Genomic DNA, 13,220 nt, shown 5'->3' on the forward strand with positions numbered 1-13,220 from the left:
GGTGGCATCTTAGCACAATCCGACCGGCGCGCCAGGGTGTGGCGCACGCACGTCGGATCGTGACGAAACCGGGACCGCGGGTCGGGTCCCGGCGCGCAGCTTACAGGTTGCCGTCGAGGAAGGCAGTCAGTTGCGACTTGGACAGCGCGCCGACCTTCTGGGCCGCGACCGCGCCGTTCTTGAACAGGATCAGCGTCGGGATGCCGCGGATGCCGAACTTGGCCGGCACCTGCTGGTTTTCATCGACATTGATCTTGGCGACCTGCAGCTTGTCACCGTAGTCCTTGGCGACTTCGTCCAGAATCGGCGCGATCATCTTGCAGGGGCCGCACCATTCCGCCCAGAAATCGAGCAGGACGGGCTTGTCGGACTGGAGGACGTCAGCGTCGAACGAGGCGTCGCTCACATACTTGATTTGTTCGCTCATGGCGGAAAACCTCTGGTTTCGCTCTGTTTATGTTGAAGGCTGGACGGCCGAACCGTTACCTTACACGAGATTGCGCGGACCCGTCGGGCCGCCTCTCTTTACGCCTGAAGCAGGCGGTGGAGGCCGCTACCGCGCCCGGTGCTGCCGATATGTTACCAGTTTGCCGATTTTCAAGACCGGCCGCCGGCACATCCGGCAAAGCTGCGGCAACCAGGCATATGGGCCCGCAGACAATGCCGTCATTCTGGTGCAAAGGTTTAATTCGTTGAAATGCTTATTTTCAATGGCGGCGAGAGATTTGCCCAATCGCCGCGCCCCCGCCGGTGGTTGGGTGTCATGCAACGCACTTCGCCGCGCCGGGGTGCCGGATGCGTGCGGCGTGCGCGTAGAATAGAAGCGGTCCGCACGACGCCCGCCGGGCGATTCGCGGCGCACCATCCATGCACCCGCGCCCCTGACTAGGTCATCGACATGAACACCGATCCCCGCAAGCCTTCGCAGTCCGAGCCCGGCCAGGCGCCGGACGTCGACCACCTGAGCGATGCGCTGGACCATCTCAGCAGCGCCGTGGAGACCAACAGCATCGCCACCGGCGCCGCGCGCGGGCTGGTCTACAGCATCATCGAAACGCTCGGCACGCTGGTGGGCGACCCCGACCTGCCCGAGCATGCGCGCTCGGGCTACGAAGGCCTGCTCGAAACCGCGCGCGAAATTCGCGCCCGCCTGGAAGGCGGATCCGACTGAAGCGGCACGGCCTGTCCCGCCTGTCCCTGTACCGCGGTGCCTTCGCCGCCGGACGTGCCGGCTGGCGGCGCCGCGTCATTGTTGCCATTCGTTGCTTCCTGATTCGTTCCAACCCGACGCCGTTCCCGCATCCTTGCGGCCAACGCCCCAATGACGGTCCATGACGTCGCTAAGCTTTCGCCCCGGTCCTGATTTTCTCGAGCAGGCAGCCACCGCTGCCTGGTATTTCCTCGACCGCTGCGGCGCGTCCGAGGCGGCTGCGCACGTGGTGGTGCCGACCGCCGCGCAGATTCCGGGCGTGCGCCAGGCGCTGGACGCCGCGGCGCGTGCGGCCGGGCGGCCGCGGCTGTTGCCGCGCGTGCTGACCCTGGGCCACTGGCTGCTCGACCTGCCGCCCGAGGGCACGCCGGCGCGCAGCCCGGCCGCGCGCCTGCTCGCCGTGCAGCAGGCGGTGCGCGGGCAGGACTGGCTGCGCCGTGCCTTCGGCGCGCAGAACGAAACCGCGGCCTGGGGTCTGTCGCAGACGCTGCTGGCGATCTGCGACGAGCTCAGCGCGCGCTGGCTCGAGGACGCCGCCATCCGCGACGACGACGAGATCGACGGCGACGATCGCGCGGGCCTGCTGCAGGGCGCGCTGGCGCGGACCTATGCGCATCTGTCGGAGCGTTTCCTGGGCGAGGAGGCACGCATCGTGCTGGCGTTCTGGCAAGCGCTGTCCGGGCCCGACGACCCCCTGCCGGCGAAGCGCCGCGCGCTGCGCGAACTGTCGCAGCAGCTGCGCGGTCCGGTGGTCTGGATTGCGCCGACACCGCCCACGCCGCTCGAAGCCGCGTTCCTGCGCGATGCCGCCGAGCTGGTGCCGGTGCTGCAGGTGGGCTATGACTGGAGCGGGCAGGACGAGGGCGATGCCGGCTGGTACCAAGCGCTGCTGGCGTTGTGGCCGGAAGCCCGGATCGCCGGCGACGATGTGGACGCGCTCCCCGCGGCGCCGCCTGCGATGCCCGCGCTGCCGCCGCAGCGCCCGTCGGTGCGCGTGGTCGGCTGTGCCCGCTTCGAGGACGAGGCCGCGGCCGCGGCCGCGCAGCTGGTGCAGTGGCTCAATGCGGGTCGACGCCAGGTGGCGCTGGTCGCGCACGACCGGGTGGTGGCACGCCGTGCGCGCGCGCTGCTGGCGCGCGCCGGCGCGCCGGTGCGCGACGAGACCGGCTGGAAGCTCTCCACCACGCGCGCCGCCGCCGCGCTGATGCGCTGGTTCGACCTGCTGGTGCGCGATGGCGATACCGCGGCGCTGCTGGACCTGCTCAAGAGCCCGTTCTGCCTGCCGGATGTGGCCGCGCGCGGCGCGGCCATCGCGCTGCTCGAGCGCCAGGTGCGGCGCGAGGGCATCACCGGCGGCTGGGCGCGGCTGCGCCAGATGTTCGCGCACGCACCGGCCAACACGCAGCAAGCCGCCGAAGACGACGAGGATGCCGATCAGGCGCCGCGCCGCGCGGCCCATGCCCTGATCGCCGTGCTTGCCGACGAGGCCGCGCGCTGGCCACGCGGTTTCGCCCAGCATCCGCTGGCGACGTGGCTGGAGCGGCTCGACGGCATGCTCGATGGCCTGGGCATGCGCGCCGCGCTGGCCGCCGACGATGCCGGCAGCCAGCTGCTCGACGCACTGGCGCGGCTGCAGGAGCTGCCGCGCGACGAGACCGGCGGCCATGCCACGCTGTCGCAGGGCGAGTTCCGCGCGATGCTGTCGGCGCTGCTGGAATCGGTCGCCTACAAGGAGCCCTCGGCGAGCGGGGCCGCGCGCATCACCATCCTGCCGCTGAACGGCGCGCGCATGCGGCGCTTCGAGGGCGTGGTGATCGTCGGCTGCGACGACGCGCAGCTGCCGTCCAGCGCCGCCGAGCTGATGTTCTTCTCCAACCAGATGCGGCGCGAGCTGGACCTGGAAGACCGCGAGGCGCGCTTTGCGCAGCAGGCGCGCGACCTGGCCGAGGTGCTGCTGAACAACGACGACGTGGTGCTGACCTGGCAGCGCTACGGCAGCCGCGGCGAGCCGCACCACGTGTCGGGCTGGATCGAGCGGCTGGCGGCGTGCTGCGCGCGCGCCGGGGTCAGCATCGAAGGCGCTGCCGCGCCGCAGGCGCACGAGACCTTCGCCGATGTGCGCGGCATGCCGGCCCCCGCGGCCGAGCCCGCGCTGGTGCCGGTGCGCTGGAGCGCGCAGACGTACAACACGCTGCGCCGCTGTCCCTACCAGTTCTTCGCCGGCCGCATGCTGGGCCTGGCCGGGCTGGAAGCGGTCAGCGACGAGCTGGAGAAGCGCGAGATCGGCGAGACCCTGCACCGCGTGCTGCTGACCTACCACAAGGACCTGCAGGCGCGGCGCGAGCGCGGCGAGACGCTGACCGAAGGCCAGCGCCTGGCGCGCCTGGGCGAGATCTCCGACGAGGTCTTCGGCGCGCTCATGGCCGAAGACGGCAATGCCATTGCCTACTACCGGCGCTGGCGCGAGGTATTGCCGTCGTATGTCGCGTGGCAGTCCGCGCGCGAGGCCGAGGGCTGGTTCTGGCGCGGCGGCGAGCTTGACGCCGGCATCGACCTGCCGATGCCGGACGGCCAGCCGCTGCGCCTGACCGGGCGCATCGACCGGCTCGACCAGGGTCCGGGCGGCGCGCACGCCGTGCTCGACTACAAGACCCAGAGCGCCACGCGCCTGAAGCGCAAGCTGGCCGAGGTCGAGGAAGACTGCCAGCTGCCGTTCTACGGCCTGCTGCGCTCCGATGCCGCGGCCGGCAGCTGGGTTTCGCTCGAGGGTGCGCGCGAGGGTGCGCCGGCGGCGCAGCGCGAGGTCGGCCTGCCGGATTTCGAGGCCGCGGTCACCTGGCTGGAACGCCAGATGCGCGACGACGTGATGCGCCTGCGCCAGGGTGCCAGGCTGCCGGCCTTCGGCGACGCCTCGGCCTGCGTCTATTGCACTGCCCGCGGCCTGTGCCGCAAGGGTTTCTGGGACTCCACCGCCGTGCCGGCGCTGACATCATGACGCCTCACGACCTGCACGAGGTCCAGCCTTACCAGCGCGATGGCGCGCCGGTTTCCGAAGCCGAATTCACGCGCGCGGCCTGCGATCCGGCGCGTTCGGTGGTGGTCGAAGCCTGCGCCGGCAGCGGCAAGACCTGGCTGCTGGTGGCGCGGCTGGTGCGCCTGCTGCTGGCCGGCGCGGCGCCGCACGAGATCCTGGCGATCACCTTCACGCGCAAGGCCGCCGAAGAAATGCGCGACCGCCTGCTCGAGGTGCTGGCACAGCTGTCGCGCGACAGCGACGACGACGTGATCGCCGCGCTGGTGCAGCGCGGCCTGTCGGCCGATGCCGCGCGCGAGGCGCTGCCGCGCGCGCGCCGGCTGCATGCGCAGGTGCTGGCCGCGCCGGGGCGCATGGCGATCGACACCTTCCACGGCTGGTTCGGCACGTTGCTGCGCGGCGCGCCGCTGGCGTCGGGGATTGTGCCGGGCGCGGCGCTGCGCGAGGATGCGCTGCGCATGAAGCGCGAGGCCTGGGCGCCGGTATGGCGCGCGCTGGCCACGCCGCCCTACGCCGAGCTGCGCGCCGCGTGGGAAACGCTGGTCGATACCGTCGGCGACTTCCAGGCGCGCGCGCTGCTCGACGCGATGTTCCACGCCCGCAGCGAATGGTGGGCGATGCAGGAGGGCGGCGACCCGCTGCAGGCGCTGTCCGACTGCCTGGGCGAGGACGCGCAGGGCGACGTGCTGCTGCAGGCGCTGGCCGACGAAGGCTGGCGCGATGCCTGCGAAGCGCTCGCGGCGCGCTTGAGCGCGGCGGGCAAGAGCGAGCAGGCCCACGCCGGCCGCATCACCGAGGCGCTGACGGCGATCGCCGCCTGGCGCGAGGCAGGCGCCGCGCCGGGCAAGCCCGCCGAACGCGTGTTCGCGCAGCTGCGCGCGGCGTTCTTCACCACTACCGGCGGGCCGCGCTCGCTGCGGCGCACCGCGGCATTGGCCAAGGCCGCGGGCGGCGAAGGCATGGTCGATGCGCTGCTGGACGAGCATGCCGCGATCTGCGCGATGCTCGACGACATCAGCGCGCGCTGCTGCGAAGCCGCGGTGCTGGCGATCAACCGGGCCCTGTTCCGCATCGGCGATGCGCTGCTGACGCGCTACCAGCAGCACAAGGACGAGCAGCGCGCGATGGACTTCGCCGACCTCGAATGGCAGGCCGCGCGGCTGATGTCGGACGAGGAGACCGCCACCTACCTGCAGGTGCGGCTCGATGCGCGCTACCGCCACCTGCTGCTCGACGAGTTCCAGGACACCAACCCGCTGCAATGGCGCATCCTGCAGGGCTGGCTGGCCGGTTATGCGGGCCTGGGCGAACGCCCGACGGTATTCCTGGTGGGCGATCCCAAGCAATCGATCTACCGGTTCCGCCGCGCCGACGCCAGGCTCTTCGGCGCCGCCGGCGAGATGCTGCGCGACGCGTTTGGCGCGACCGTGCTGCGCACCAACCGGACCCGGCGCAACCGCGCCGAAGTGCTGGACTGGGTCAACGCCGTGTTCGACAGCGCGCGCGCCGAGGGCCGCTATCCGCTGTACTCGACCCAGACCACGGCGCTGGGCGGCTGCGGCGGGCCGGTGTGGCTGTTGCCGCTGGTGGAGCCCGATGACGCCAGTGAAAGCGCGGCGGAGGATGCGGACGACGAACCGGCGCAAGCCGCCTCCGGGCATCGCGACACGCTGCTGCAGCCGCGCCGGCAGGCCGGCGATTCGCTGCGGCTGGAAGAAGGGCGGCGCGTGGCGGCGTGGCTGCGGCTGGTGCGCGACAGCGTGCCGGTGCATGAAGGCAACACCCAGCGGCCCGCGCGCTGGAGCGACATGCACCTGCTGGTGCGCCGCAAGACCCATCTGGCCGACTATGAGCGCGCCCTGCGCGAGGCCGGCATTCCATGCCTGAGCCCGCGTCGCGGCGGCCTGCTGGCCACGCTCGAGGCGCTCGACCTGTCGGCGCTGCTGGCGTTCCTGATGACGCCCGAGTCGGACCTGGACCTGGCGCACGTATTGAAGAGCCCGCTGGTGGGCGCGACTGACGACGACTTGCTGGCACTCGCGCAGATGGAGGGCGAGGGCGGGTGGTGGGCGCGCCTCGAGGCCGGTGGCCTGCCGGCGCACGTCTCCGACGCGCTGCGCGAAGGCGTGCCGCGGCTGCGGCAGTGGCTGCGCATCGCGCCGCAGCAGCCGGTGCATGACCTGATCGACCAGATCTTCCATGGCGGCGAGGTGCGGCGCCGCTACGCCGAGGCCGCGCCGCCGGATATCCGCGAGCAGGTGCTGGCCAACCTCGACGCCTTCCTGAAGCTGTCGCTCGACCTCGACGGCGGGCGCTATCCGAGCCTGCCGAAGTTTATCGACGAGCTGCAGGAAATCCGCCGTGGCGACGAAGGCGAAAGCCCGGACGAGGGCGGCATGGGCGAGCGCGCCGAAGACCTCGAGCCGGCCGAGGACGATCCGGCCTACGCCGGCCTCGACGCGGTCCATATCCTGACCGTGCATGCCGCCAAGGGACTGGAAGCGCCGTTCGTGGTGCTGCTCGATGCCAACCACAGCGAGCCGGCCGCGGACCGCGGCGGCATTCTGGTCGACTGGCCGCCGTCGTCGCCGGTGCCGCGCCATTTCTCCGCGTACGGCAAGCGCAGCGAGCGCGGGCTGGCGCGCGCGCCGCTGTTCGAAGCCGAGGCGGCGCTGGGCGAGCGCGAGAACTGGAACCTGCTGTACGTCGCCATGACGCGCGCGCAGCAGGGCCTGCTGGTCAGCGGCGTCAAGGGCCGCGCCAGCCGCGCCAGTGCGGGTGACGGCAATGCCGAGATCGCCGGCAGCTGGTATGTGCGACTGCAGGCCGCGGGTGTCGGCGAAATGGTGCCGGCCTATCCGGACGCCCAGGGCGATGCGGCCGATGCGCAAGCACTGCTTCCGGCGCGACTCAGCGAGCCTGTGCGCTTCACCGATTTCCGGCTGCGCTACCGCGATGCCGTCGATGATCCGCGGCAGGCCGCCTTTGCTGACGATGACGCGGAAGCCACGGACGAACCGGAGGGCATCGTCTTCAACGCCGCCGCGGCCCGCCATGGCGAACTGGTGCACGCGCTGCTGGAACGCCTGACGCGCTATCCCGAAGCCTTTGCCGGCGTGCCCGCGCTCGATACGGTACTGCGGTGGTTCCCGCTGACCGGCGCGCACACCGCGCCGGCACGGTCGGCCTGGCGGCAACAGGTGGAGGAGGCCATCGCCGCAGTGGCGGCGATGCTGCGGGCGCCGGCGCTGGCGCCGCTGCTGGCCGCGGACGAGGCGCGCAGCGCGCGCAACGAGGTCGAACTGTATGACGCGCGCGGCCGGCTGCTGCGTATCGACCGGCTGGTGGAATTCGACGACCGCGTCGTCGTGATCGACTACAAGCTGCGCCTGCTGCCGCAGGAGCACGCCGCCTATCGTGCGCAGCTGGGCCGCTACACGGCGGCGATCGCGCCGATGTTCCCGGGCAAGCGCATCGAGGCGGGCGTGGCCACCGCCGAAGGCGAATGGATTCCCGCCGAGCGCCTGGCGCCTCAGGTTCCGCAACAAGGGTCGCTGTTCTGAACGCCGGCGCGGCGCGCCGGCAAGGGCAGCGGAATCGGCGCAAAATGGGGCGCATGGCGCGCGCGATGGTGGCCTGGCTGTACTAAAGTGACAGGGGCTGCCCTGCGAGCCGCTGGCGCGCGCGATAGACAGGCTGGAGTAGACAGGCTGGAGGGACGGGGGACTACGGGAAGGGGTACTACGGAAGGGAAGTGTGAGGTGGACGAGCCTGACCCTCGGCACTGGCGGAAAACGGCTGTGGCTGCTTCGTTCCCGACCTGACCAGGTTGACCGCGCCACCATGCGAGGAGGCCCGTCCGAGCGGCATTGTACCCCAGAGCGCGGGCGCGCGCAGGATTTGCATCGAATGCCCTTGGCGGGCACGGGTCATTGCCCGCGCCATGGCGCCGGGTTGATCTGGCGCAGGCAATGCGTGCCGCGCTGGCCCGACCATTCACCAACCCGCACACGTGGTGAGCCAATACATGAACGCAAACGACCAGATCATTCGCGGCGCGCTGGCGCCGCAGGAAATCTCCACCGAAGTCCTGCTCGAGAAATACGCCAAGGGCGAAGAGCGCAGCATCGCCGATGTCAGGCAGCGCGTGGCGCGCGCGCTGGCGCAGGCCGAGCCCGAGGACCAGCGCGAAGCCTGGAGCGCGCGCTTCCTGTGGGCGCAGGAGAACGGCTTCGTGCCGGCCGGGCGCATCAATTCGGCGGCGGGCACGGGTATCCAGGCCACGCTGATCAACTGCTTCGTGCAGCCGGTGGGCGATTCGGTGTCGGAGCCGCGCGACGACCGCCCCAGCATCTACACCGCGGTGGCGCAGGCCGCCGAAACCATGCGCCGCGGCGGCGGCGTGGGCTATGACTTCTCCGCGATCCGCCCGGCTGGCGCGCTGGTACGCGCCACGCATTCGCGCGCCTCGGGACCGGTGTCGTTCATGAAGGTGTTCGACGCCTCGTGCGCGACGGTGGAATCGGCCGGCGCGCGCCGCGGCGCGCAGATGGGCGTGCTGCGCTGCGACCATCCGGATATCGAGAGCTTTATCCACGCCAAGGACAAGGGCGAACTCAGCAACTTCAATATCTCCATCGGCGTCACCGACGAGTTCATGCAGGCGGTGCAGGCCGATGCCGAGGTCGAGCTGGTGCACGAGGCCGAGCCGGGCGCCGACATGATCGCCGCCGGCGCGTATCGCCGCGACGACGGGCAGTGGGTCTACCGGCGGGTGCCGGCGCGCAACCTGTGGGACCAGGTCATGCAGGCCACCTACGACCATGCCGAGCCGGGCATCCTGTTCCTGTCGCAGATCAACGCCGACAACAACCTCTATTACTGCGAGCGCATCGAGGCCACCAACCCCTGCGCCGAGCAGCCGCTGCCGTCCTACGGCTGCTGCTGCCTCGGCTCGATCAACCTGACCCGCTTCGTGCGCCAGCCGTTCACGCCGCAGGCCGCGTTCGATTTCGACGCCTTCGCCGAGGTGGTGCGCGTGGCCACGCGCATGCTCGACAACGTGCTCGACGTGACCTTCTGGCCGTTGCCCGAACAGCAGGCCGAGGCCCACGCCAAGCGCCGCGTCGGGCTGGGCTTCCTCGGGCTGGGCAGCGCGCTGGTGATGCTGGGCCTGCGCTACGACACCGAGCCGGCGCGGCAGCTGGCGGCGCGGATCTCGGAACGCATGCGCGACGAGGCCTACCTGGTGTCGACCGAGCTGGCCGCGCAGAAGGGCGCCTTCCCCTTGTTCGATGCCAGGGCCTACCTGAACAGCGGCTTCGCCAGCCGGCTGCCCGAGCCCGTGCGCGAGGCCATCGGCCGCCATGGGCTGCGCAACTCGCACCTGCTGTCGATCGCGCCCACGGGCACCATCACGCTGGCCTTTGCCGACAATGCGTCCAATGGCATCGAACCCGCCTTCTCGTGGACCTACAACCGCAAGAAGCGCATGCCGGACAACAGCTATCGCAGCTTCGAGGTGGCGGACCATGCCTGGCGGCTCTACCGTCACATGGGGGCCGACATGGCGCAGCTGCCGGACGCGTTCGTGACCGCGCTGCAGATGTCGGCGCTGGACCATATGCGGATGCTGGAAGCGGTGCAGCCGTATATCGACACCAGCATCAGCAAGACCGTCAACGTGCCGGAAGACTATCCGTACGAAGCCTTCCGCAACCTCTACCTCGAGGCCTGGAAGGCCGGGCTCAAGGGGCTGGCCACCTATCGGCCGAATTCGGTGCTGGGCGCGGTGCTGTCGGTCGACGCGCCCGCCGCGCCGGCCGTGCCCGCGGCCGACGACAACCCGCTGGTGCGCCCGTTCGGCAGCCGGCCGGTGGGCGACCTGGAGGGGGTGACCTCCAAGGTCGAATACCTGACCTACGAGGGCCACAAGACCGTCTACCTGACCGTCAACTTCATGCGCGTCGCCGGCGTGGCCGACGGCCAGCCGCTGGAGATCGAACGCCCGGTTGAATTCTTCATGCCGGCGGGCCAGCGCAGCGAGGGCCAGCAATGGATCACCTCGACCATGCGGCTGTTGTCGATGGTGGCGCGCTCGGGCGGCTCGGTGGCCAAGGCGCTTGCCGACATGCGCAACGTGGTATGGGACAAGGGCACGGTGCGCTACGGCACGCTGGTGCGCCAGGACGGCACCGAGGTGCCGCGCTTCCATGACTCCGAGGTCGCCGCGCTGGGCTATGCGCTGCAGCGCATCCTGATCAAGCGCGGCTTTCTCGACGCCGACGGCGGCCAGGTGCCGGTGGCGGCGCTGGCCGCGCGGCTGGCGCAGCGCGACGGCGGCGCGCTGTCGCTGGCGGCCGGGGCCGACCTTGCCGGGCCGGCCAGGGCGGCGCCGGGCGCGCCCGGCGTGGGCACCGGCAAGCCCTGCCCGGAGTGTGGCGCGCACGCCTTGCACAAGGTCGATGGCTGCGCCAAGTGCGCCAATTGCGGCTACGTCGGCGAGTGCGGCTGAGCCGCGCCCGGGGGCGCCGGCGGCCACTGGCGAGGGCCGCCGGCGCCGGCCCCGGATAAAGACGCCGGGACCGGCGCCGGGGCGGCCGGAGCGGGGCCGCCTTTTGCTACAATCGCCGCCATGAGTTATCAAGTTCTAGCGCGCAAATGGCGCCCCAGGGATTTCACCACGCTGGTCGGCCAGGAGCACGTGGTCCGCGCGCTCACGCACGCGCTGGAACAACAGCGGCTGCACCACGCCTACCTGTTCACCGGCACGCGCGGGGTCGGCAAGACCACGCTGTCGCGGATCCTGGCCAAGGCCCTGAACTGCACCGGCCCTGACGGCGGCGGCGGCATTACCGCCGAGCCCTGCGGGCAGTGCAAGGCCTGCCAGGAAATCGACAGCGGCCGCTTCGTCGACTACATCGAGATGGACGCCGCGTCCAACCGCGGCGTCGACGAGATGGCGCAGCTGCTCGACAAGGCCGTCTACGCTCCCACCGCCGGGCGCTTCAAGGTCTACATGATCGACGAAGTGCACATGCTGACCAACCACGCCTTCAACGCCATGCTGAAGACGCTGGAAGAGCCGCCCGGGCACGTCAAGTTCATCCTCGCCACCACCGACCCGCAGAAGATCCCGGTCACGGTGCTGTCGCGCTGCCTGCAGTTCAACCTGAAGCAGATGCCGCCGGGACATATCGTCTCGCACCTGGACCATATCCTGGCGCAGGAAGGCATTGCCCACGACGGCAACGCGCTGCGGCTGCTGGCGCAGGCCGCGCATGGCTCGATGCGCGATGCGCTGTCGCTGACCGACCAGGCCATCGCCTACAGCGCGGGTCAGGTGTCCGAGGAAGCCGTGCGCGGCATGCTGGGCGCGATCGACCAGGGCTACCTGGTGCAGCTGCTCGACGCGCTGGCCGCCGAGGACGGCGCCGCCATGCTGGCGATCGCCGATGCCATGGCCGACCGCAGCCTGTCGTTTGCCGGCGCGCTGCAGGACCTGGGTTCGCTGCTGCACAAGGTGGCGCTGGCGCAGGCCGTGCCGGCTTCGGTGCAGGACGAATGGCCCGAAGCCGACGAGGTGCGGCGCCTGGCCGGCGTGTTCGACGCACAGGAAGTCCAGCTGTTCTACCAGATCGCCAACCTGGGCCGCAGCGAACTGGCGCTGGCGCCGGACGAGTACGCCGGCTTCACCATGACGCTGCTGCGCATGCTGGCATTCCGGCCGTCGTCCGAGCCGGCCGCCACGGCGGGGCAGGGCGGCGGAGCAGCGCCCGCGCGACCGCGCAGTGCCGGCACGCCGGCCGAGGCACGCCAGGCGGCAACTGCCGCCGCTGCACCGGCTCTCCCGGCTGCCTCCGCTGCACCGGCAGCGTCCGTTATCGAATCCACACCGGTGCCGGCCGCGGTGCCGTCCATGGTTGCGCCAGCCGCTCCCGTGGTCGCGTCCGCCGCTGCACCGGCGGCTGCGCCTGCGGCAGCAGAGCCCGCGCCGGCGCGGGCCGGAGGCGGCGCCATGTCGCCCGCGGCCGCGGCGCTGGCCGCCGCGCGCCAGGCTTCCGCTGCCCGCGGCGGCGCCCGCAAGGCGCCGGCACCGGCCATGCCTGCCGCGCCGGCCGCTGCGCAGCGGCCGCCGGCACAACCACTGCGCGCGCCCGCGGCTGCTGCCGCGAGCCGTCCGGCTGCGGCACCGGCATCGGCCCCGCCTGCACGGCCGGCGGCGCCGCAGCCGCCCGCGCCGGCGGCAGCGCCCGCGGCGCGCCCCGTGGCCGCCAAGCCGCAACAAGAATCCGTGCCGCCCTGGGAAGTCGCCGGTGGCAGCGATGTGCCGCCGTGGGAAGAACTGCCGCCGGACCTGCCGGTCATCGGCCCCTATGACAGCGATCCGGGCTATAACGACTACGGATTCAGCGAACCGACAGCACGCGCCACGGCACCGCGCAATGGCGCCGCCCGCCAGGCCCCGGCCCCGGCTCGCGAGGCCGAGCCGGCCCGCGAAGCCGCTGCCGTACCGTCACCGCCCGCGGAATCCGCCAAATTCGTCGCGCCGCGCCCGCCTGCCGCGGGCGAGGACGGCACCCCGCCGGCCTTCACCGGCGACTGGCCGGTGCTGGCCGCCGGCCTGCCGCTGAAGGGCCTGGCGCAGCAGCTGGCGTACCAGAGCGAGCTGACGCAGGTGGTCGGGCGAACCTTCCACCTGCGCATCCCGGTTGCGGCGCTGGGCGAGAACGGCGTTGCCGAGCGTTTGCAGCAGGCGTTGGGCGACCACTTCGGCGAGCCGGTGCGCGTGGTCTGCGAAGTCGGCGGGGTCACGGTCACCGCCGCCGCCGCCGACGCCGAGGCCCGTGCCGAACGCCAGCGCCAGGCCGAGGCCGCGATCGAGGCCGATCCCTTCGTGCAGGGGCTGCTGCGCGACTTCGGCGGCCAGATCGTGCCAGGCTCGATCCAGCCGCGCGCCGCCTGACCGGCGGCCAG

6 protein-coding genes and 1 other RNA gene are annotated in these 13,220 nt (G+C 71.6%); 5 read left to right on the forward strand and 2 right to left on the reverse strand.

Going from position 1 to position 13,220, the window contains the following annotated elements; all coding sequences use genetic code 11:
* Positions 1–100: 100 nt before the first annotated feature.
* Entirely contained in the window at positions 101–427 is a 327-nt protein-coding gene (gene trxA / locus FHX60_RS04590; RefSeq protein WP_029046118.1) for a thioredoxin TrxA, read from the reverse strand.
* A gap of 471 nt (positions 428–898) precedes the next feature.
* On the opposite strand from trxA, the gene FHX60_RS04595 reads away from it, so the two are divergent.
* The 3 genes from FHX60_RS04595 (at position 899) to FHX60_RS04605 (ending at position 7,807) form a co-directional block, all read left to right on the forward strand.
* A complete protein-coding gene (locus tag FHX60_RS04595) occupies positions 899–1,171 on the forward strand; it encodes a hypothetical protein (RefSeq protein ID WP_092309328.1) in 273 nt (90 codons plus the stop codon).
* 160 nt (positions 1,172–1,331) lie between these two features.
* The gene (locus tag FHX60_RS04600) at positions 1,332–4,205 is read left to right on the forward strand and encodes a PD-(D/E)XK nuclease family protein (protein WP_183282632.1); all 2,874 of its coding nucleotides are present in this window, start codon (positions 1,332–1,334) and stop codon (positions 4,203–4,205) included.
* On the forward strand, positions 4,202–7,807 hold the full coding sequence (locus FHX60_RS04605; RefSeq protein ID WP_183282633.1) for a UvrD-helicase domain-containing protein: 3,606 nt from the start codon (positions 4,202–4,204) through the stop codon (positions 7,805–7,807). The genes FHX60_RS04600 and FHX60_RS04605 overlap by 4 nt, the downstream gene beginning before the upstream one ends.
* A 198-nt stretch (positions 7,808–8,005) precedes the next feature.
* Here the strand turns inward: FHX60_RS04605 and ffs are convergent.
* Positions 8,006–8,104, reverse strand: an RNA gene (gene ffs / locus FHX60_RS04610) — signal recognition particle sRNA small type.
* A 167-nt stretch (positions 8,105–8,271) separates the two neighbouring features.
* On the opposite strand from ffs, the gene FHX60_RS04615 reads away from it, so the two are divergent.
* On the forward strand, positions 8,272–10,758 hold the full coding sequence (locus FHX60_RS04615) for an adenosylcobalamin-dependent ribonucleoside-diphosphate reductase (RefSeq protein ID WP_183282634.1): 2,487 nt from the start codon (positions 8,272–8,274) through the stop codon (positions 10,756–10,758).
* 120 nt (positions 10,759–10,878) lie between these two features.
* Positions 10,879–13,209 (forward strand): DNA polymerase III subunit gamma/tau, encoded by a 2,331-nt coding sequence (locus FHX60_RS04620; protein WP_183282635.1) that lies wholly within the window; start codon positions 10,879–10,881, stop codon positions 13,207–13,209.
* Positions 13,210–13,220: the final 11 nt, after the last annotated feature.

It is taken from the genome of Cupriavidus alkaliphilus (assembly GCF_014191175.1).
GTDB classification, from domain to species: Bacteria; Pseudomonadota; Gammaproteobacteria; order Burkholderiales; family Burkholderiaceae; genus Cupriavidus; species Cupriavidus alkaliphilus.

What these genes read in the sequence shown, in the direction of transcription:
- FHX60_RS04600 (WP_183282632.1), top strand. Translation starts at nt 1,332, where the DNA reads ATGACGTCGCTAAGCTTTCGCCCCGGTCCTGATTTTCTCGAGCAGGCA.
- FHX60_RS04615 (WP_183282634.1), top strand. Translation starts at nt 8,272, where the DNA reads ATGAACGCAAACGACCAGATCATTCGCGGCGCGCTGGCGCCGCAGGAA.
- FHX60_RS04595 (WP_092309328.1), top strand. Translation starts at nt 899, where the DNA reads ATGAACACCGATCCCCGCAAGCCTTCGCAGTCCGAGCCCGGCCAGGCG.
- FHX60_RS04620 (WP_183282635.1), top strand. Translation starts at nt 10,879, where the DNA reads ATGAGTTATCAAGTTCTAGCGCGCAAATGGCGCCCCAGGGATTTCACC.
- FHX60_RS04605 (WP_183282633.1), top strand. Translation starts at nt 4,202, where the DNA reads ATGACGCCTCACGACCTGCACGAGGTCCAGCCTTACCAGCGCGATGGC.
- trxA (WP_029046118.1), bottom strand. Translation starts at nt 427, where the DNA reads ATGAGCGAACAAATCAAGTATGTGAGCGACGCCTCGTTCGACGCTGAC.